Genomic DNA, 20,850 nt, shown 5'->3' on the forward strand with positions numbered 1-20,850 from the left:
TCTAGGGAAATAGCCTGGGGCGGCGGTCCATCCCCGCGTGCGCGGGGCTCACACTTAACGACCTGCGGCAACGCGGGCCGTTATCTCGCCGCAACCTTGACTCAGGACATGCTGAGCGCTCTTGGCCTCAACGTACATCCTCACACAGCGCACGGCGGCACTCATCTGAAGCCGTTACGAGCCGACCCGCGCACACGGTTCTGAAGGCGGGCCGACCGTGGTCCAGAAACAGATCCAGGGCCGAGCGGAGTCCCAAGATCCTGCCGAATGCCCTCAAACAGCATGAGAAGGTCCATGGACCCCCAGTCCATGGACCGGGCGCGTTCTAGACTCTGGCCATGTCGAGAACCCTCTACCTGGTGTTGTCCGGTGCTCCCGCTCCCGAAGGGTCCGCCGAGCTAGTGCGGGCGTTTCAGGACCAGCGCTGGCGGGTGACGGTGCTCTCCACGCCCACGGGCACGCGTTTCCACGACCAGGAGAAGTTGGAGGAGCTGACCGGCGAGCCGGTCCGTGTCGACTTCCGGATGCCCGGAACCGGCAAAAGCCTTCCCCCCGCCGACGTGGTTCTGGCGTGCCCTCTGACCTTCAACACCGTCAACAAGTTCGCCCAGGGCATCGCGGACAACTTCGCGGTCTCCCTGCTGTGCGAGATGGTCGGCTATCGGGTACCCACCGTGGTGGTGCCCCACTGCAAACCCCAGCTCGCCTCCCACCCCGTCTTCGCCCGGTCCCTGGAGACCCTGCGCACGATGGAGGCGGTCACCGTCCTGCACGACCCCGACGCCCCCTACGAGCGCCGCATGCCCACCTGGCGACACGTCCTCGACACCGTGAACAGCCTCTGACCGAAAGGCACAGCGTGGACCCCGCCACCCGAGGCCAGACGATCAAACGCGCCCGCCGCAGACACGGTTACTCCCAGAGCGTGCTCGCCGGACTCGTGGGGCGCTCCGAATCCTGGCTCTCCCAGGTCGAACGCGGAATCCTCACGGTGGACTCCCACGAGGTCCTGAACCGTCTGTCGCGCCTGCTCCGGCTGGACCTCGCCGAACTGACCGGCACCGAATCCGAGGCGGTCACCGATATGCGCTACGACGCCACCCGCACGATCGAGCGGGCCATGATGCGCTACTCCACACTGGAGACCATCGTCGCCGAGACCGGCACCGAACTCCGGGTCGACCCGGATGTGCTGTTCGCCCAGGCGCACCATGCCTATGCCGCCTACCAGGCGGCCCGTTACGACGCGGTCGGACGACTCCTGCCCCGACTGATCCGGGACGCGGAGGCCGCCGCGCACAGCCCTGCGCCCGATCGGCCTGTGGTGTGCGCGGCCAGAGCCATGGTCTACAACACCACGGCCGCCCTGCTACGCAAAGTGGGAGAGAAGGACCTAGCCTGGCAGGCCGCCGACCGTGCCATGTCAGCCGCCGCGTGGGCCGACCAGCCCCTGTTGACCGCCGTGGCCGCTTATCGGATGGCGTATGTGTTCATCTCACGCGGACGCCCACTCGAGGCTGCGGAGCTGGCGATGTGCGCGGCGGGCACGCTTGAACGCCGGATGAGACCTGGCACCCCCGAGGAACTGAGCGTCTACGGCGGGCTGCACCTTGCGGCGGCCACAGCCGCCGCCGCGGAGTTCGACCGGGTAGCCGTGCCGCGCCTGCTCCGCCAGGCTCACCGCGCGGCCGAACGCCTCGGCGGGGACCGCAATTTGCACGGGACGGCGTTCGGCAGAACCAACGTCGCCATCCACACCATCAGCACCGCCATAGCGACCGGTGACGCACGTACCGCGGTGGATGTCGGGGAGGACTTGGACGTTAGCGCCCTTCCCACCGGGCTAGTCAGCCGACGCGTCCAGGTCAGTTTGGACCTGGCTCGGGCCTACACACAGCGCCGCCAGGACGCCGCAGCGGTCCACACCCTCTTGGACGCCGAACACCTGGCCCCCGAACTCATCCGCTACCACCCGGGGACCACGGGCGTCCTGACCGAATTGCTGCGCCGGGAACACCGTCGGTCCACCCCCGAGCTGCGCCCCTTGGCTCGCAGAGCCGGAGTGTTCTGAGCCGGCCCGCAATTTTCTGCGGGTCTTTTACCCTCCGACGACTGCGAAGCCGTGGGGTGTTCGCGCCTTACGGTCACCCCATGCCTATCACCAGTACCCCGGGGCAGGCCACATCTCGACATGTTCCTCGCCAGCGTGATCAGGACACGGAAGACGTCGTGTTGGCTTCACGCTTCCAGTCGCTGATCGTCCAGCCGACCACACTGTGCAACCTCAACTGCTCCTACTGCTATCTGCCTGCCGCTGAGCGCAAGACCCGTCTGGAAATGTCCGTCCCGGTCGCCGAAGCCCTCGCGGAGGGGATCTCTGACCAGGGCGGGGACGTGGTGGACGTGGTCTGGCACGGCGGCGAGCCTCTGACCACTCAACGTGACCGCTTCCGCGCTCTTCTAGAGCCGTTCGAGCCCCTGCGCCACCAGGGCAGAGTCCGTCACTTCGTCCAGACCAACGCCACTCTCATCGACGACGCCTGGTGCGACTTCTTCCACTGCTACGGCTTCCGTGTGGGTGTGAGCATCGACGGCCCGGAGGCGGTCAACCGATCACGCACCGACTGGGGCAACAGGCCGTCCTTCGACCGGGCGATGCGGGGTATCTCCCGGCTACGCGCCCATAGCATCGCCTTCTCCGCTATCTGCGTGGTCACCGTGCAGACCGTCACCAAGCCCGAATCTCTGCTGGACTTCTTCGAGGACTTGGGCACCACCAGTGTCGGCTTCAACATCGAGGAACTCGAAGGCGCCAACGACGACCGCCAGACCATGCCCCCCGAACTCGTGCGCTTCTTCTGGCGGAAGATGTTCGACCGTCTCGATGCCGGAAGCCCTCTGCGTGTACGTGAGGCCGACCGGCTCCTGGGCTACCTGGCCGACGCGCGAGCCGGACGCAAGGACCGGCGGGACACAGTCCTCCACGACCCGATCCCGACCGTGGGGACCAACGGCGACGTGGTCGTGCTCTCCCCGGAACTGCTCGGGGTCAAGGACGACCGCTACGGCGACTTCGTCATCGGCAACGTCCTGGACCAGACTTTGGCCTCCATCCTCGACCGCGCCGCCGACACCTCCTATGTGCGCGAGTACACCGAGGGCGTACGGCGGTGCCGTCAGGCGTGCGAGTTCTTCGCGTTCTGTCAGGGAGGACAAGCCTCGAACAAGTACTTCGAGCACGGGGACTTCACCGTCACCGAGACCGCCTACTGCCGCAATTCGAAGATCGAACTCGCCCGCGCGCTGGGCGAGAAGATGGGAGTGTGAACGATGAACAGTGTCATGACCGTGCTTGAGCGATCCTCTGGGGTCGCTGACCTGATCAGGCGGCTCCAGCCGCGTACCCCGTTGGGGCGGTTCGACAACCGCGACACCTGGGACAACAAGAACGGTGGCCCCTGGGACAACCGTTCCACCTGGGACAACTGGAGCAAGTAGAACGGGGAAGGTTTCGTGGAGACAGCCCGAATTCGAGGCGCGAAGGTGCTCCTGCCCAGCGACGACGAGGCCCCGGTGGCCTCCTGGCCGCACCCGAACCCGCTGGAGGAAGAAAGGGTCACCAACACCGACTTCCGGTCGGTGGACCTGTCCTCGCACCGCCTGGTGGACGTCGCCCTCGACCGGTGCCGGTTCCGCACGTCAAGACTGATGGGCGTGTCACTGGTACGAGTGTCCCTGCGGGACGTGGTCTTCGAGGGCTGCCAGTTCGACTACACCACCTGGGCCCAGGTCAGGGCCGTGAGTGACGTCGCGTTCGTGAACTGCTCGTTCAAGGAGGCCGCCTTCGAGGGGTGCGACCTACGCAAGGCGGTCTTCGACGACTGCGCCTTCGGTGTGGACCTCCAGGACACTTCCATGGCCGGTGCGGACCTGCGAGGCAGCGACCTGTCCGGGCTGTCGGGCCTGGCGTCGTTGCGCGGGGCCAAGGTGACCGAGATGCAGTTGCGTCAGCTCAGCGAGGTCATGGTCCGCGACCTGGACCTGACCGTGGCCGAGGCGCCGCTGTAACCGACCTGGAGAAACGGCTGCGAAATCCGGACTGGCTTAGCGTGCCAACGGGCTACCGTCCAACACCATCTCCTATACCGCCACGGACATCTAGGTTTGGGGATCGTGGGCTGGTTGGACAGGGCCGATTCATCCCCGCATGCGCGGGGCTCACGTCGAACGCGGGAGTGCTGGGCTGCTTGTGGTCGGTTCATCCCCGCGTGCACGGGGCTCACGGCGGGGGTTTTCGCGTGTCAGGGCACGAACCCGGTTCATCCCCGCGTGCGCGGGGCTCACCGGGTTTCCCACAAGTCCTCGGGTACGCCCGCCGGTTCATCCCCGCGTGCGCGGGGCTCATCCCCGCGTGCGCGGGGCTCATCCCCGCGTGCGCGGGGCTCACGCCCAGGCCCTGGCCGTGTCCCTGTGCCGCCGCTGGTTCATCCCCGCGTGCGCGGGGCTCACCCGGGCCGCGCGCTCTCCGCCCCGCTCCCCCACGGTTCATCCCCGCGTGCGCGGGGCTCACCGTTCACAGGTGACCGAGCGTGTCTAGAGGAGCGGTCCATCCCCGCGTGCGCGGGGCTCACACCCCGGAGGGTTTTCGTCGCGACGCCCAGGCCGGTTCATCCCCGCGTGCGCGGGGCTCACGCGTTCCGCCGGTTTTCGGCGTCCTCCACGAGCGGTTCATCCCCGCGTGCGCGGGGCTCACGCTTAACGACCTGCGACAACGCGGGCCGTTATCTCGCCGCAACCTTGGCCCTGGACATGCTGAGCACTCCCGGCTTCGACGTACATCCTCACACAGCGCACGGCGGCGCTCATCCCCACTACCGCGCCGGGCACACAGGCGTTCCATGCCTGGGCTGCGGTCGCAGGCCCCCGGCCCGGAGGAACAGCCCTGAAGAGCAGCACGAGCAGGATGAGCAAGACGAGAAAGTCAGGGCGATACGGGGTGATCCCAGTGCTGTCCCAGGGCCGCACACACCACCCGGCAGGAGTTCTGACCGGTGACGGCTTCCAGGTCAAAGCTCTCCAGACCCGGGAACCCGGTGCCCCGCAGCAACCGATAGGCGTGCCCCAACTCCTCACCCAAGGCACGATCACCGCCGCCGGTGACGGTGCCGTCCGGCCACACGTACGCCCACGCCTGCCCAACACCCATCCACACGATCCGGCCGGGCTCACCCCGGAAGGGCCGCAGCCCTGTTCCCAGACGGACCCCGGGCACCATCAACATCAGCTGGGTCATCATCCCCGAGCCGATGAGTTCCACCGATCCGACGGGAAGGTCGGCAGCCGGAGCCGGTTTCCGCCCGAGGCCGGGGAAGGGAAGGTCACCCGGGCGCTGCGTGCGGTCGCGCATGAACGCGGCCTCGCGCACGAACGGCCCCGACCCGCGCCCCTCGCGAACGGCAAGGACGACGATCGGCGTGCTGTGGGCGGCCGGGTGCGGACTCCAGGGAAGCACGAGCACCGCACCCTCAGCAGCGGCGAACCACCCGTCCGGTATCCGGGCCGCCGCGCAGGTGGCAATGACCGCGTCGTACACCTCCCCGGGAGGCGGCTCGGCGGCGGTGCGGACGGTGACGCCGGTTCCGGTCAGCCGTTCCCGGGCCAGGGCCGCCACACCGGGGTCGATCTCGATGCTGGTGACAGACCCCTTCTCCCCCACGAGGGAGGCCAGGATCGCGGCGTTCCACCCGGTGCCGGTGCCGACCTCCAGCACCCGCATGCCCTCGCTGATTCCGGCCGCGGCGATCATGTCCGCCATCACCTGGGGCGCTGACGACGAGGAACTGGGCTCGTTGCGCGGCCCCGAACCGCCGTCGTTGGCCTGGGTGGTAACCGCGTCGGAGCCGTACACCAGACGCGTCCACCGGCCAGGATCGGAGGTCCGGTGCAGGGGCAGGCCGGTCGCGTCAGGCCAGACCATGTCGGGGATGAACAGGTGGCGGGGATGGGACGCGAACGCGTCGCGGATCGCGGCGGTGGTGTCCAGGCGCTCCACCAAGGCGGTGTGGAGCGCGTCGAGGTCATCCATCACGTCTCCCCCCTTCCCCTGCAACCGCTGCACGTGACCACCTGGCGGTGTGTCCAACCACCGCCGCTGCCGTCTCCGTCGGACTCGATCACTACGGTGCCCTTCACTCTTGCGCACCGAACTGGGCCACGGGTGGCTCCTGTCAGTGTCGGGGGATACTGCTGAGGCTCCGATTCACCTCCGCGTATGCGGAACCTGAGCGGGGCGAGGGTGGGTTGTGGCCGATTAGCCTTCCCCGCCTGTCCCGTCACGGCTACGGTGAGCATCCATGGAGACCTCCACAGACCGCACCCGTATCCAACCGTCCGGGATCTGCCGCCGGGGCCGCCACCGGTGGCGGCACGACCCGCCGGACGGGAAGCGGTTGCTGTGCACCCGGTGCAAGTCGATGTCGATGACGAACTACGGCGCGTGCCGGGAGGACTGTGTGGACTGCCACCCCCCGACCTGCGAGGTCGAGGGTCAGTAGTTCTTCGAGCTGATCGCTCCGCATCTGCTGCACTTGGCCGTGCCGTTGGGGCCGGATTGCCAGTCGTGCTGGCCCGCTGGGCAGTTGCCTGACATGACCACCTCCACACGGGGATGTACCCGGCGGGGGTGTGCGGGGTCGTGGCCGAATGCGGACAGGGGCGTCCGTGCGGGTCGGGTGTCCCTGTCGCGCTCCCCGGAGCCCGGTTCGCCTCCGCGTGCGCGGAGCTGCGGAGCTAGGGGAAACACTCTTGGCCTCGACGTACACCCTCACCCAGCACACGACACCACTCACCCCCCGCCACTCACACCAGTGCGTCCGCGCGGACGGCCCGGGTAGGGGAACCACGCGGAAAAGCGGACGTTTTTCGCGCCACACCGCCGCCACGACGGGTGCGGACCCCCGCCGTAGGGCACGCTCTGCGGTGGGAGGGATCCGCCTCCCGCAGTACCCGCAGAACACGTCCCGCGACGAGAAGGCAGGAAACCATGGCCGATGACCCGATCCCCTCCCCCAAGGTCGCGGTGGGCGTCGACGGATCGGCGTCGGCGCGCGGAGCCCTGGAGTGGGCCTCGGCGGAGGCCGAACTCAGGCAGCTCCCCCTGTACGTCGTGCACGCCCTGTCCATGCCGCTGGTCATGTCGGTCTACGCCGGTCCCACCCGTTTCCCTCCCACGGAGGAGATGACCGCCCAGGGCCGCCGCATCCTGGAGGAGGCCGCCGAGCACGTGCGCTCACTGCGGCCGGGCCTGCGCGTGGAGACCGCCCTGGGGTTGGAGGAACCGCCGCTGGCGCTGCTGCGCCGCACCGGCCACGGGGACCTGGTGGTCGTGGGTTCGCGCGGCATGGGTCCGGTGCGCTCGGTGCTCGCGGGCGCGGCCGGAATGCGGCTGGCCGCCAAGGCGCTCTGCCCGGTGGTCGTCGTCCCCGGCGCCGAGGGGCGCGCGCCGCGACTGTCGGGTCCGCTGCGGATCGCGGTCGGCGTGGACGGCTCGGTGGACTCCCGGCGTGCGCTGGACTTCGCCCTGCACCGGGCCGCGCTCCAGGAGGGCTCCTCGGTCGTGGTGGTGCACAGCTGGGAGGTTCCGCTGCCCTTCGCCACCGCCTCCCTGACCGAGTCGGGGTGGACCCCGCCGGACGACCTGCTGGAACGCCAGTCCGAGGAACTCGTCTCGGGTGTGCTGGCCGAGGTGATGGACGACGCCACCGCCGACGTGGACATCTCCGCCGTGCGCACCCAGCGCAATCCGGTGGACGCGCTGGTGGAGGCCGCCGCCGAGGCCGACCTGGTGGTCGTGGGCTCGCGCGGCCGGGGCGGTGTGCGCGGCGCGCTGCTGGGTTCGGTCAGCCAGGGCGTGATGCACAGTTCGCCGGTGCCCGTGGTCGTGGTGCCCCGGCACGCGGAGGAGGACTGAGCCCGCGATCAGCCCCAGCCGGCGCCGGGCATGCCGGACATACCGGCCATGCTGGGCATGCTGGGCAACAGGCCACCCGAACCGACGCTCTGGAGCTCCTGCTCGACCGTGCTCACCACCGAGCAGCTGCTGCCCTCGACCTGCGCACCGGGCGAGAGCAGCACCAGGGGGCTGCCACAGGAGGGCTCCGTGGTGGGCTCGGCGGTGGCCTCGTCGGCCAGAACGGGGGCGCCGACCAGCCCGGCCAGGGCCAGGGCGGCGGCCGCGGTGAGGGCGGCACGCGTCAGTGTCATGGGCACGGGGAGGGATCTTCCTTCTCGGACGGAGGCCCGCGGACGGGCCACGGCGGCGGAACGCATCCAGTGTTTACCAAGAGTAGTTACATTGCAACTTTTGGTAACTACACGTAGCGGCCAACCGAGCCGGAAAAGGGAAAAGCCCCCGCGCGACCGGGTCGCGCGGGGGCTCCCGCGTCTCGCCGGACCCTCTCGAATCCCCCGATAGCGGAGGTCCGGCGCGGGCCGGTCGCGCCCACCCCCGTAGGCGCCCGACCCCGCACCCGCGCCGTGTCCCCCGGACCTCGTGGCCTTGACGGCCGCCCCCGTGGTCCGCGGGGTGCGCAGGTGCACACCCTCCTGTCTACCCGGCCTGCCCCGGGTAAACATGGACCCATCCGGCCGCCCGCCGCGGACACCGGACATCACAAGCCTCTGACACCCGCCCACCAGGAACGATGCCGCCCGGCGGATTCCGCGCATCCGGCGCGAATTCCGCGCAAATTCCGCACGAATCCCCTCCACGTGCCGGTACCCGCCACCGGTTCCGGGACGACACACCCGGCGTCCCGGACCAGCGCGCGCCCGTGCGCTTCGTCACGGTCTCCTCACCCTCACCGGACTTTGTCCTACACTGAGCCCCGTGTCCGATAAAGCCCGCTTCCTGCGCATGGTGCTCATCTCCATGTCGCTGACGAGCACCGACGACGGACTCTGTCGCCGCCGGTGCCGCGACGGCGTGCGCTGACCGGGCCCCGTCCCCCTCCCCCTGCACGCGGTCTCCTCCGCGCCCGGCGTCCCCGCGGTACCGGTGTCCCCGTCCCCGTTCGGCCACGGCCGACACCCGCTCCGTCACCGTTTGGACAGCTGCCCCGTGACCACTCACCCCTCCGCGCCTCCCGGCGCCACCGAACCCGCCCCCGCGGGCACCGCACCGGACGCCGCCGCGCCCGTCTCGCCCGCCCTGTCCCTGAGCTGGCGGCCGACCCTGTCCGTGCCGCAGCCCCGCGCGGCCGAGGCCGAACCGGTCCGCTGGTGGCCGCTCGGCATCGCCCTGGCCGTGGCCGTGGGCCTGGCCGCCTACGTGTGGAACACCCACGGCGCGCTGCCCGCCGTCCTGCTGCTCCTGGGCACGGGCCTGGGCTTCACCCTGTTCCACTCCCGGTTCGGCTTCACCTCCGCCTGGCGGCAGTTCCTCGCCGTGGGCAACGGCACCGGCCTGCGCGCGCACGCCGTGCTGCTGGGCACCACCGCGACCCTGTTCGCGCTGGTCATCGGCACCGGAACCGGGCTGTTCGGCAACGACCCGCAGGCCTCGGCCGGACCCATCGGCATCGCCCTGTTCCTGGGCGCGTTCCTGTTCGGCATCGGCATGCAGCTGGGCGGCGCCTGCGCCTCGGGCACGCTCTTCGCGGTCGGCTCCGGCCAGTCGGCCATCGTCATCACCCTCGTCGGCTTCATCGCGGGATCGGTGATCTACAGCGCCGCGTGGCCGCTGGTCAACGACCTGCCCGCGCTGCCGCCGTTCCTGCTCTCCGACCACGTGGGGTGGGGTGGCTCCTGGGCCATCACCATCGCCGTGCTCGCGGCCGTGGTCGTGGGCACCCGCGTCGTGCAGAACCGCCGCGTCCCGCCGCCCGTGGGCACGCCGCCCTCGGCGCGGGGCCTGCTGCGCGTGGTCCGGGGCAGCTGGCCCATGATCGCCGGGGCCCTGGTGCTGTCGGTGCTCGGCGCGGCGGTGCTGCTGGTCTCCGGCGGCGCCTGGGGCGTCACCTCCGCCTTCAACCTGTGGGGCGCCAAGGCGCTCCAGCTGCTGGGCGCGCACCCCGAGACCTGGGCGTTCTGGAACCAGCCCCAGCAGGCCGCGCAGCTCGCCGGTCCGGTGCTCCAGGACAAAACCAGCCTGACCAACATCGGCATCATCCTGGGCGCCGCCGTGGCCGCGGCCGCCGCCGGGGCGTGGAAGCTGCACACCGGCCTGAGCTGGAAGCTGGTCGCCGCCGGGCTCCTGGGCGGCATCCTCATGGGCATCGGCGCGCGTCTGGCGGGCGGCTGCAACATCGGCGCCTACCTGGCCGGAATCGGTTCGGGCAGCCTGCACGGGTGGCTGTGGGCGGTCTTCGCCCTGGCCGGGACCTGGGCGGGGCTGCGGGCCCGCAGCCTGTTCGGCCTGGGCGTGCCCAAGCCGGGCGACAGCGTCTGCTGAACCCGGGTGCCGCGGCCGCCGCGGTACCACTGACGGAGGGACGGGGAATGGACGGCGCGGAGCACGTGCACGACGTGGTGGTGGTCGGCGGCGGGCAGGCCGGGCTCGCCGCGGGGTACTTCCTGCGGCGGGCCGGGCTCGACTTCGCCGTCCTGGACGCGGGTGAGGGGCCGGGCGGGTCCTGGACCGAGTACTGGGACTCGCTGCGGCTGTTCTCCCCCGCCGAGCACAGCATGCTGCCGGGCTGGTGGATGCCCGCCGAGGAGGGGCGGGAGTACCCGAGCGCGCGACACGTGGCCCGCTACCTGGCCGAGTACGAGCGCCGCTACGAGCTGCCCGTGCGCCGCCCGGTCCGCGTGGAGGCGGTCGAACGGGAGGACGGGGCCCTGCGCGTGCTCGCCCGGGAGGGGGCCGGGCGCGGGCTCCCGTCGGGGACGCCCCGCTCCGCGGCGAAGCGGCCCGTGGACGGCGACGGGCGGCAGGAGGGGGAAACGCACGACGGGCCTCCACCGGCCGTCCCCGATTCCCCTGGTTTTCCCGGTTCCCCTGGTTCCCCCGGCTCCCCCGCTCAGCGGTCCCCGCTGGTGAGCTGGCGCGCCCGCCACGTCATCAGCGCCACCGGCACCTGGCGGGCGCCCCACGTCCCCGACGTCGCGGGCCGGGAGCTGTTCGCGGGCAGGCAGCTGCACACGGTCGACTACCGGGGGCCGGAGGAGTTCGCCGGGCAGCGGGTCGTGGTCGTGGGCGGCGGCAACTCCGCGGCCCAGATCCTCGCCGAACTGTCCGGGGTGGCCGAGACCACCTGGGCCACCGCGCGCCCGCCCCGGTTCCTGCCCGACGACCTGGACGGGCGCGCCCTGTTCGGCGTCGCCACCCGCGCGCAGCGGGCGGCGCAGCGGGGCGAGGAGGCCCCCAGGGGCGTCGGCGGCCTCGGGGACATCGTGGTGGTGCCGACGGTCCGCGAGGCGCGCGAGCGCGGCGCGCTCAAGGCCGAGCCGATGTTCGACCGCCTCACCCGCACCGGCGTGGCCTGGAACGACGGCACCTCCCTGGACTGCGACGCCGTCCTGTGGTGCACGGGGTTCCGGCCGGTGCTGGACCACCTGGCCCCGCTGGGGCTGGCGGACGACCGGGGCCGGATCGCGCTGGAGGGAACCCGCTCCGTGGCCGAACCCCGGCTGTTCCTGCTGGGCTACGGGGACTGGACCGGTGCCGCGTCGGCCACCCTCATCGGCGCCGGGCGCACGGCCAAGGGCACCGTCGCCGAGATCACCGCCGCCCTCGCCCGGCGGGAGTAGGGATCGCGGCGCTCTCCGGAAAGGGTTGGGGGCCGCTGCCCTCTCCCGCCGATCACCGCCTCGGCAGCGGCGCACGCCAGCGGCATGACGCCGGACAAGGGCAGGGCCGCCGCCCGCCCGTCGCGACCGTTGCGGGGCTCGAAGCCCCGCCACCGGCGTGGCACCGGACAGGGGCGGGGACGCGGACTCCGGCGGCCCGCACACCGCTGACCGATCACCGCGGACCGCGCTCTGACCAGCGCCTACCGCTGAAAGCTCACCGCTCAACCGACGATCGGCCGTTCCTCGGGCAGCTCGTAAAGGCGGGGGCGGCGGCGCAGCGCCAGGGCCGAGGCCAGCGTGATCGGCCCGATCCTGCCCACGAACATCAAGAACATCAGCACCGCATGCCCCAGCAGCGGCAGGTCGGCCGTGATGCCGGTGGACAGCCCGACCGTGGCGAAGGCCGACGTCGTCTCGAACAGGATCTGGTCCAGGGTGAACGGGGTGATCGTCATCAGCGTCAGCGTCCCCGCCAGCACCAGGCCCAGCGCCAGCAGCGCCACCGTGGTCGCCTGCGAGGTGGTGCCCTCGGCCAGGCGGCGGCCCGACACGTGGACCGTGGGCTCACCGCGCACGTTGGCGTAGACCACGAAGGCCAGCACGGCGAAGGTCGTCACCTTGATGCCCCCGGCCGTGCCCGCGCTGCCTCCCCCGACGAACATCAGGATGTCGGTGACCAGCAGCGTCTGGGTGTTCATCTGTCCGAAGTCGAGGCTGTTGAAGCCCGCCGTGCGCGGCATCACCGACTGGAAGAAGGCCGTGAGCAGCTTTCCGCGCAGGTCGAGTCCGCCCATGGTCGCCGGGTTGGACCACTCCAGGGCCAGGAAGGCCACAAACCCCACCACGAGCAGCAGCCCCGTCATCACCAGGGTGATCTTGGCGTGCAGCGTCCAGTGGCGGTGCTCGGCGCGCCGCCGGGTGAAGCGCCACAGCTCCACCCACACCGGGAACCCGAGCCCTCCGGCCAGGACCCCCAGGGCCACCGGGACCGTGATCCACGGGTCCTCGGCGAACCCCATGAGGCTGTCGGCGTAGAGCGCGAACCCGGCGTTGTTGAAGGCCGAGACAGCGTGGAAGACGCCCGTGTAGACGGCCTCGGACAGGGACAGCCCGTACCCCAGCCACCAGCGCAGCGTCAGCGCCACGGCCAGGGTCGTCTCGAACACCACCGTCACTACCAGGACCCCGGTGACCAGCTGGCGCACCTCGCCCAGCGTGACCACCTTGGCCTCCGAGCCCGTGCGCACCGCCATCCGCAGCCCGAGCCGCCGCCCGACCACCAGGGTCAGGACGGTGGCCAGCGCCATGATGCCGAACCCGCCGACCTGGATCAGGAGCAGGATCACCGCCTCGCCCAGCCCCGACCAGTAGGAGGCGGTGTCCACCACCGCCAGGCCGGTCACGCTGGCCGCCGAGGTGGCGGTGAACAGGGCCGTGTCGAAGGGCGCCCGCTCCCCGGCCTCGGTGGCGGCGGGCAGCGACAGCAGGCCCGCGCCGACCAGGATCAGGGCGGCGAAGGCCGCCGCCGTGAGCTGCGGCGGCTTGATCCACCCGGACAGGTCGCGCAGCCTCCGGTCCGCGCGGGCACCGGCGCGGACCGGGATCCTCGGGACCCGTGGTGCCCGTGGGCCCGGTGGGTACTGCCCGGTTCCCGTTCTCACCGGCCGTTCTCCCGGCCTTCCGGTCCGGCGGCCCCTCCCCCGGCGACTCCACCGCCCGGCCGGAACCGGTAGCCCAGCCCGGGTTCGGTGAGGAAGTAGCGCGGCCGGGGCGGGTCCGGCTCCAGGCGCTGGCGGATCTTGGTCATGAACACCCGCAGGTAGTTGGTCTCGCGCCCGTACGCGGGCCCCCACACCTCGTTGAGCAGGTGCTTGTGGGTGACCAGGCGGTCGGGGTTGCGCGCCAGGACCTCCACGATGTGCCACTGGCGCGGGGTCAGCCGCACCGGCTCGCCGCCGCGCAGGACCTGCTTGGCGGCCAGGTCCACCGTGAAGTCGGCGGTGTCCACCGCCGCCTCGTACTCGGGCACCGCGGAGCGGCGCATGGCCGCGCGCACCCGGGCGAACAGCTCGTCCATCCCGAAGGGCTTGATGACGTAGTCGTCGGCGCCCAGGTCCAGCGCCTGGACCTTCATGGGCTCGGTGTCGCGCCCCGAGAGCACGACCACCGGCACGTCCGTCCACCCGCGCAGTCCCCGCAGGACCTCCAGGCCGTCCATGCCGGACAGGCCCAGATCGAGCAGGAGCAGGTCGGGATGGTGGCGGGCCACCAGCCGCAGCGCGTGCTCACCGGTGTCGGCCAGGTAGGCCGTGTAGCCGCGGGCCCGCAGGTTCACCTCCAGCGTCCTGCGGATGAGGGGATCGTCGTCGACGACGAGGACCGAGGGCGCTCTGTCCGCGCCGGTGCCGGTGTCCGTGTCCATACTGGTCCGTATCTCCCCCGTTCGGACGCCCCGGAGGGGGCCTCGCGCTCACGATGCCAGACGCGCCGCGCCCGCGGGTCGCCGCGGCACGAGCGCCGTGTCCGCAGGTCGCGACGGCACCGGCGCCGCGACGACTCCGCGCGGCGGCGGCCGGCACGAGGGGAACGCTAACGCTCCCTTGGCAGCCCGGGGGCCGGATTTAGCGCCCCGTTAGCAGTGAAATGTCCGAAAACACCTCCGTGACCAGTCAGGATGGGGAGGCCGGAAGGGGGCACACGATGACACGCGGCCACTTGCGCGTCTACCTGGGCGCGGCGCCCGGTGTCGGCAAGACCTACCGGATGCTGGACGAGGCGCACCGGCGCCGCGACCGCGGCGCCGACGTGGTCATCGGGTTCGTGGAGAGCCACGGCCGGGCGATGACGGAGGCGATGGTGGACGACCTGGAGACGGTCCCGCGCGCCGTCCTGACCCACCGGGGAACCCGCCTGGAGGAGATGGACCTGGACGCCGTGCTGGCCCGCCGTCCGCAGGTCGTCCTCGTGGACGACCTCGCGCACGCCAACGCCCCCGGTGCGCGCAACGCCCGGCGCTGGCAGGACATCGAGGCCCTGTTGGAGGCGGGGATCACGGTGCTGTCCACACTCGACGTCCAGCACCTGGAGTCGCTCAACGACGTCGTGGAGCGCGTCACCGGCACCCGCCAGAGCGAGACCGTGCCCGACGCGTGGGTGCGCGGGGCCGACCAGATCGAACTGGTGGACATGACGCCCGAGGCCCTGCGGCGGCGGCTCGCGCACGGCAACGTCTACGGCCCCGACCGGATCGACGCCGCGCTGGGCCACCGGTTCCGGGCCGACACCCTGACCGCCCTGCGCGAGCTGGCGCTGCTGTGGCTGGCCGGCCGGGTGGGCGACGAGCTCAGACGCCACCGCGGCGAGCACCGCGCGGCCTCGGCGTGGCAGACCCGCGAACGCGTGGTCGTGGGCCTGAGCGGAGGCCCCGGCGGGGAGGCGCTCATCCGCCGGGCCGCACGGATCGCGGGGCGCGGCAGGGGAGTCGAGCTGCTGGCCGTGCACGTGGCGCTCGGCGACGGCCCGGTGGGCGCCGACCCCGCCATGCTCGCCCGGCAGCGGGTGCTGGTGGAGGACCTGGGCGGCACCTACCACCAGGTCCTGGGCGAGGACGTGCCCGCCGCGCTGACCGCGTTCGCCCAGGGGGTGGACGCCACCCAGCTGGTCCTGGGCGCGAGCGGGCGGGGCAGGCTCGCCCGCCTGCTGCGGCCGGGGGTGGGCGCGGCCACCGCGGCGCTGTCGGAGTCCATCGACGTCCACCTGGTCACCCTGGAGGAGGCCGAGCGCGGCTCCGGACGGGCCCGCTCGGGAGCGGTCTCGCGCCGCCGCAGGCTGGCGGGGTACGCGCTGGCGCTCACCGCGCTGGCGCTGCTGGTGTTCGGCACCGGCGTCCCCCACAGCGAGGAGTACCTCAGCGGCGGAATCCTGCTGGTGTTCGCCACCGTGACGGCGACGGCGCTGGTCGGCGGGCTGTGGCCCGCGCTGGCGGCGGCGTTCAGCGGGTTCGTGGTGCTCAACCTCTTCTTCACCGAGCCCTACGAGACGCTGGTGGTCAACCAGCCGGGCAACCTGCTCACCCTCGTGGTGTTCGTGTTCGTGGCCGTGGCGGTGAGCGTGGTGGTGGACCAGGCCGCGCGTCGCACCCGCGAGGCGGCGCGGGCCAGCGCCGAGGCCCAGACCCTGGCCACGGTGGCCGGAAGCGTGCTGCGGGGCTCGCGTCCCCTGGAGGCGCTGCTGGAGAGGCTGCGCGAGACCTTCTCCCTGGAGTCGGTCGCGCTGTTGGAGCGCAGGCCGCAGGCCTCCTCCCGGCCCGACCACCGCAACGACCCCGGCGCGTGGGAGGCGGTCGCCTCCGTCGGGGAGCTTCCCCACTCGGCCCCCGGCGGGGCCGACGTGGACGTCCCGGTGGACGAGGGGCTGACCCTGGTGCTGCACGGGCACCGGCCGCGCGCGGGCGAGCGGCGCATCATCGAGGCCTTCGCCGCGCAGGCCGCCGTCGCGCTGCGCCAGGAGCGGCTGGCCCAGGAGGCGGCCGCGGCCGGAACGCTGGCGGAGGCCGACCGGATGCGCACCGCGCTGCTGGCCGCGGTCAGCCACGACCTGCGGGCTCCCCTGGCCTCGGCCAAGGCGTCGGTGACCAGTCTGCGCAGCCGGGAGGTGCGCTTCAGCGAGGAGGTCCAGGCCGAACTGCTGGCCGCGGCGGACGAGTCCCTGGACCGCCTGACCCGGCTGGTGACCGACCTGCTGGACATGAGCCGCCTCCAGGCGGGCGTGCTGGGCGTGACGGTCACGGGCCTGTCGCTGCGCGAGTCGGTGTTCGCGGTCCTGGACGACCTGGGCGGACAGGGGCGCGCCGTGCGGGTGCGGGTGCCCGAGGAGCTGCCGGAGGTCGCGGCCGACCCCGGCCTGCTGGAGCGGGTGCTGGCCAATGTGGTGGGCAACGCCCTGCGCTTCAGCCCGCACGACCGGCCGCCCTCGGTCACCGCCTCCTGGACGGGCGACCAGGTGGAACTGCTGGTGGCCGACCACGGCCCCGGGGTGCCCGAGCACGAGCGCGGGCGCATGTTCGTGCCCTTCCAGCGGCTCGGGGACACCGACGCGGCGACGGGGCTCGGGCTGGGCCTGGCGCTCGCGCGCGGGCTCGTGGAGGCCATGGGGGGCTCGCTGCTGCCCGAGACCACCCCGGGCGGCGGGCTGACGCTGCGTCTGACCCTGCCGGTGGCGGGGGCGTCGGGTTAGGGCGCGCGCCACCGGGACTGCGGCGACCGGTCAGGCCGGGTCCTCCCGCGCCCCCTCCGCCTTGGGGCGGGTCTCGATCTCGCGCAGGGTGACCTGGAGGTGGTCCTCCATCGCCGCCACCGCGCGGGCGGGGTCGCCGCTCAGCACCGCCTCCAGGACCTCCTCGTGCTCGGTCGCGGACACCGCCGGGTCCTGCGCGGTGGCCAGGAAGCGGCGGTGGCTCTGCTCGCGACTGTCGGCCAGGGACCGTTCGAGCGCGTCCAGGATCTGGGTGAGGCTCCGGTTGCCCGAGGCCGAGATCAGGGCCTGGTGGAAGGCGAAGTCGGTGCGCACGCGGTTGGGCACGTCCAGGGGCGCGGCGCGCATGTCGGCGATGGCCTGGCGGGCCCGGGCGATGTCCTCGCGGGTCTGCTCCTCCTCCGGTCCGGCGATGCGCTGCGCGGCCAGCCGGGCGCCGTGCACCTCCAGCGCCTTGCGGATCTCGGTGAACTCCATCAGCGCCCGGCGGTCGCGCAGCACCGACAGGGCCACGAAGTTCTCCACCGGCAGGGCGTTGGGCGAGGCGATGACCGCGGGTTTGCCCTGGCGGCGGTGGATCAGGCCCTTGGCCTCCAGGGTCCTCAGGGCCTCGCGCAGCACGACCCGGCTCACGCCGAAGCGTTCGGCGAGTTCCTTCTCCGAGGGCAGCTGGCTGCCCGGCCGCGCGTCGGGGCCCACGCACAGCTCCTCGACGAAGGCGACGACCTGCGAGGTCAGCGAGTTCGGCCGGGCGTGCCGCGGCTGGGACCGGCCCGCGAGCCCTTCGCCCTGGGTCCCCGGCGACGCTGATCCCATCGTGTACGCCTCGTCCTTCGCTGGAGGGATGTGCCGACTCCCCAGCGTACAGAGACCGGAACCCGCGGACGGACCAGCACCACCCCATTGACTACTTAGCAGCTTGTACTACAAGATGACCGCACCGGCACGGGCCCCGCGTCGTCTCGACCGCGCGGCCCTGCCGTGAGCACGCGTGCGAGCGGTGTCGCCTACCACGGGCGTCCGCCGACCGCACCGACACGAGCGCGGGCACCGCCCGCACACGGGCGGCGACTGCGGGCGCGGCGGCGGGTCGAAAACCTCCCCCACCGCACCCGTGCGAGCGCGCCCACGAGCCGACCGGAGGGCAACGGTGGACAGGTCCGACAGGGAAATCTGCATGAGCGCGTGGGAGGGGCCGGAGAACGTCCACGGCGCGGTCGCCCCTCCGGTTTTCCAGACCAGCGTTTTCACCAAACCCTCGTTCGAGGCGTTCATCCAGGAGCAGGAACAGGAACACGAGAGGTACGTCTACAGCCGCGGCGCCAATCCCACGGTGGCCTTTCTGGAGGAGAGGCTGGCCCTTCTGGAGCGCGGCGAGGCCTGTAAGTGCTTCGGTTCCGGAATGGGGGCCATCAGCGCCGTCCTGATGAGCCTGCTGCGCGGCGGAGACCACGTCCTCTTCGTCAACAGCACCTACGGCCCGGCCCTGGAGATGGCCGAGCACCTGCGCGGTTTCGGTATCGACCACACCGTGCTCCCCGACGGCACGTCCGACATCGAGCCCCACCTGCGCGAGAACACGGCGCTGGTCTACGTCGAGAGCCCCGGGACCATGCGGATGAAGGTCCTGGACCTGGCCGCGATCACCCGGACCGCACGGGCCAGGGGCGTCTGGACCGTGATGGACAACACCTGGTCCACGCCGCTCTTCCAGAAGCCGATCCTGGCCGGGGTGGACATCGTCATCCACTCGTGCACCAAGTACATCGGCGGTCACAGCGACGTCCTGGGCGGGGCGGTGATCGGCCCGGCCTCCTTCGTGCGCGACCTCTTCTACACGGGGTTCCAGCTCCTGGGCTCGGTCATGTCGGCCGTCGAGGCGTCGATGGTGCTGCGCGGACTGCGGACGCTGCCGATCAGGATGGCCGAGCACGAGCGCAGCGCCGTGCGGGTCATCGACTACCTGGCGACCCGGCCCGAGGTGGCGGCGATCCACCACCCCCACCACGACCACCGGCCCGACGACCCCCTGATCAGGAACCAGTTCAGCGGTTTCTCCGGGCTGCTCAGTTTCGACCTGAAGGACGGTTCCTTCGAGAAGGTCGCGGCCTTCATCAACCGTCTTTCGCTGTTCCGGATCGGCGCGAGCTGGGGCGGTTACGAAAGCCTGGTCACCGCCCCCGTCCGGCCCGGAAACGAGGAGGCGATGCGGGAGAGGGGATTCTCCCCCGGAATGGTCCGCCTCTCCGTGGGTCTGGAGGGGGCCGACAGCCAGATCGAGGATCTCGAAAGGGCCTTCACCGCACTGTAGAGGACCGAAAGCGGTCATCACCGAGAGGAAAGTAGATGGCTAACCCCCCGGACGAACACGTCCGCCGACCCGGCGTGGCGGCGGCGTGCGTCCCCGTGGTCATCACCGTCGCGATTCTGGTCGGCGGCATCGGCGTCCTGAAGTACCCCGCCGAGCTCATGCTCATCTTCGCGGGGGTGGTGTTCGCCCTCTTCGCGCTCTGGCACGGCGTGCGCTGGGACGACGTGCTGACGAACATGGGCGACAAGCTCAGGAGCGCCCTGCCCGCGGTCCTGATCCTGCTGAGCATCGGCATGCTCATCGGCTCGTGGATGATCGCCGGGACGATCCCCCTCATGGTCTACTACGGCCTGGAGCTCATCAACCCGTCCTACCTGTACGTGCTGGCCTTCCTGGCCACCGCGCTGGTCTCCACCTTCACCGGCACCTCCTGGGGCTCGGGCGGAACGATCGGCGTCGCCCTGATCGGGGTGGCCCAGACGATGGACGTGTCGCTGGCGATCACGGCGGGCGCGGTCGTGTCCGGCGCCTACTTCGGGGACAAGCTCTCGCCGCTGTCGGACACCACCAACATGAGCTCGCTCGCGGCGGGCGCCAACCTCTACGAGCACATCCGGCACATGCTCTACACGGCCGTGCCCTCGTCGGTGCTGGCCGCCGTCGTCTTCCTGCTCGCGGGCACCACCATCACCACCTCGTCCGCCGGCCTGGGCGGTATCGACGAGGTCGTCACCGAGCTGAACGAGCTGTTCACCCTCAACCCGCTGCTGCTGATCCCGGCGGTGGTCGTGCTCGCCGGGTCGATCATGCGCAAGCCGCCGCTGGTCGTGCTGTTCGCGTCGTCCATGACGGCGCTGCTGATCGCGCTGCTGGTCCAGGGGGCGAGCGCGGGCGACCTGTTCGCCGCGGTCGTCTCCGGATTCACCACCGACATGCTGCCGCAGGGGGACGGGGTCTCCGACGTCCTGGCCGAGCTGGTGAACCGGGGCGGGCTGTACTCGATGTACAACTCGGCGTTCTTCGTCTTCTGCGCCTTCTTCTTCGCCTCGGCGCTGGAGAAGTCGGGCGTGCTGCGGGTCCTGCTGGAGGGGCTCATCGCCAGGCTGCGGTCCACGGGCAGCCTCATCCTCACCACCCTGCTCTCCGGCTTCACCATCATCAACGGCACCTCCAACGCCCTGGTGACCTTCTTCCTGGTCAAGGACGTCTACGGCGACGCCTACCGGGCCAGGAACCTGCACCCGGTCAACCTGTCGCGCAGCATGGAGGACTCGGTCACGATCACCGAGGTGCTGATGCCCTGGACGGTGTCGGGCGTCTTCTTCGCCACCACCCTGGGCGTGGCCAACTTCGAGTTCCTGCCGTGGGCGGTGTTCAACTGGAGCGGTTTGCTGTTCTCCGCCCTGATCGCCTTCCTCGCGCCGCTGACCCGGGGTTTCGGCATCCGCCGCCTCGAACCGGAGCAGGAGCGCTCCACGACGTGAGCCCCGCCCGGG

General features: G+C 71.4%; 17 protein-coding genes and 1 CRISPR repeat array. Of the genes, 12 read left to right on the forward strand and 5 right to left on the reverse strand.

Annotated features, from left to right (window positions below):
• Nucleotides 1–338: 338 nt before the first annotated feature.
• From G011_RS0119540 to G011_RS0119560, 5 genes are all read left to right on the forward strand, one after another.
• Nucleotides 339–845: a flavoprotein gene (locus tag G011_RS0119540; RefSeq protein WP_051104385.1), complete on the forward strand. Its 507-nt coding sequence runs from the start codon at nt 339–341 to the stop codon at nt 843–845.
• A gap of 14 nt (nt 846–859) precedes the next feature.
• Nucleotides 860–2,071, forward strand: coding sequence for a helix-turn-helix transcriptional regulator (locus tag G011_RS0119545; protein ID WP_019609971.1), 1,212 nt, complete (start codon nt 860–862; stop codon nt 2,069–2,071).
• A gap of 158 nt (nt 2,072–2,229) precedes the next feature.
• Nucleotides 2,230–3,327 carry a cyclophane-forming radical SAM peptide maturase AmcB gene (gene amcB, locus G011_RS0119550; RefSeq protein WP_051104386.1) on the forward strand — a complete coding sequence of 366 codons (1,098 nt, stop codon included), beginning with the start codon at nt 2,230–2,232 and terminating at the stop codon, nt 3,325–3,327.
• 15 nt (nt 3,328–3,342) lie between these two features.
• Nucleotides 3,343–3,498: a multiple cyclophane-containing RiPP AmcA gene (gene amcA, locus G011_RS32145; protein WP_196808527.1), complete on the forward strand. Its 156-nt coding sequence runs from the start codon at nt 3,343–3,345 to the stop codon at nt 3,496–3,498.
• Nucleotides 3,499–3,513: 15 nt separating this feature from the next.
• Complete coding sequence (locus tag G011_RS0119560) at nt 3,514–4,068, forward strand: pentapeptide repeat-containing protein (RefSeq protein WP_026338458.1); 555 nt, start codon at nt 3,514–3,516, stop codon at nt 4,066–4,068.
• A gap of 351 nt (nt 4,069–4,419) precedes the next feature.
• Nucleotides 4,420–4,753: direct repeats of the CRISPR family, unit length 28 nt; unit sequence GGTTCATCCCCGCGTGCGCGGGGCTCAC.
• Nucleotides 4,754–4,981: 228 nt separating this feature from the next.
• On the opposite strand, the gene G011_RS0119565 is transcribed toward G011_RS0119560, so the two are convergent.
• Nucleotides 4,982–6,085, reverse strand: a complete 1,104-nt coding sequence (locus G011_RS0119565) for a protein-L-isoaspartate O-methyltransferase (RefSeq protein ID WP_026338459.1) — start codon at nt 6,083–6,085, stop codon at nt 4,982–4,984.
• A gap of 268 nt (nt 6,086–6,353) precedes the next feature.
• Here G011_RS0119565 and G011_RS0119570 point away from each other — a divergent pair, with 268 nt between their 5' ends.
• A complete protein-coding gene (locus G011_RS0119570; protein WP_019609976.1) occupies nt 6,354–6,554 on the forward strand; it encodes a hypothetical protein in 201 nt (66 codons plus the stop codon).
• Between the two features lie 488 nt (nt 6,555–7,042).
• Entirely contained in the window at nt 7,043–7,969 is a 927-nt protein-coding gene (locus tag G011_RS0119575) for a universal stress protein (protein ID WP_019609977.1), read from the forward strand.
• An 8-nt stretch (nt 7,970–7,977) separates the two neighbouring features.
• Here the strand turns inward: G011_RS0119575 and G011_RS0119580 are convergent, their stop codons facing one another.
• Nucleotides 7,978–8,262, reverse strand: coding sequence for a hypothetical protein (locus G011_RS0119580; protein ID WP_019609978.1), 285 nt, complete (start codon nt 8,260–8,262; stop codon nt 7,978–7,980).
• A gap of 856 nt (nt 8,263–9,118) precedes the next feature.
• Between G011_RS0119580 and G011_RS0119585 the strand changes: the two genes are divergently transcribed.
• Together G011_RS0119585 and G011_RS0119590 are read left to right on the forward strand one after the other, a co-directional pair.
• The gene (locus G011_RS0119585) at nt 9,119–10,450 is read left to right on the forward strand and encodes a YeeE/YedE family protein (RefSeq protein WP_013152672.1); all 1,332 of its coding nucleotides are present in this window, start codon (nt 9,119–9,121) and stop codon (nt 10,448–10,450) included.
• A gap of 47 nt (nt 10,451–10,497) precedes the next feature.
• Complete coding sequence (locus G011_RS0119590) at nt 10,498–11,748, forward strand: FAD-dependent oxidoreductase (protein WP_019609979.1); 1,251 nt, start codon at nt 10,498–10,500, stop codon at nt 11,746–11,748.
• Nucleotides 11,749–12,011: 263 nt separating this feature from the next.
• Here G011_RS0119590 and G011_RS0119595 read toward each other — a convergent pair whose 3' ends face one another.
• Nucleotides 12,012–13,451 (reverse strand): TrkH family potassium uptake protein, encoded by a 1,440-nt coding sequence (locus tag G011_RS0119595; protein ID WP_019609980.1) that lies wholly within the window; start codon nt 13,449–13,451, stop codon nt 12,012–12,014.
• Nucleotides 13,448–14,212, reverse strand: a complete 765-nt coding sequence (locus G011_RS0119600) for a response regulator (RefSeq protein ID WP_019609981.1) — start codon at nt 14,210–14,212, stop codon at nt 13,448–13,450. Before G011_RS0119600 ends, G011_RS0119595 begins: the two co-directional genes overlap by 4 nt.
• 278 nt (nt 14,213–14,490) lie before the next feature.
• Here G011_RS0119600 and G011_RS0119605 point away from each other — a divergent pair, with 278 nt between their 5' ends.
• Nucleotides 14,491–17,025 (forward strand): DUF4118 domain-containing protein, encoded by a 2,535-nt coding sequence (locus G011_RS0119605; protein ID WP_019609982.1) that lies wholly within the window; start codon nt 14,491–14,493, stop codon nt 17,023–17,025.
• A 30-nt stretch (nt 17,026–17,055) separates the two neighbouring features.
• Here G011_RS0119605 and G011_RS0119610 read toward each other — a convergent pair whose 3' ends face one another.
• Entirely contained in the window at nt 17,056–17,859 is an 804-nt protein-coding gene (locus G011_RS0119610; RefSeq protein ID WP_019609983.1) for a FadR/GntR family transcriptional regulator, read from the reverse strand.
• A 361-nt stretch (nt 17,860–18,220) separates the two neighbouring features.
• Here G011_RS0119610 and G011_RS0119615 point away from each other — a divergent pair, with 361 nt between their 5' ends.
• Together G011_RS0119615 and nhaC are read left to right on the forward strand one after the other, a co-directional pair.
• A complete protein-coding gene (locus G011_RS0119615) occupies nt 18,221–19,354 on the forward strand; it encodes a PLP-dependent aspartate aminotransferase family protein (protein ID WP_019609984.1) in 1,134 nt (377 codons plus the stop codon).
• Nucleotides 19,355–19,389: 35 nt separating this feature from the next.
• Entirely contained in the window at nt 19,390–20,838 is a 1,449-nt protein-coding gene (gene nhaC, locus G011_RS0119620; protein ID WP_019609985.1) for a Na+/H+ antiporter NhaC, read from the forward strand.
• Nucleotides 20,839–20,850: the final 12 nt, after the last annotated feature.

Source organism: Nocardiopsis sp. CNS-639 (assembly GCF_000381685.1).
Lineage (GTDB): Bacteria > Actinomycetota > Actinomycetes > Streptosporangiales > Streptosporangiaceae > Nocardiopsis > Nocardiopsis dassonvillei.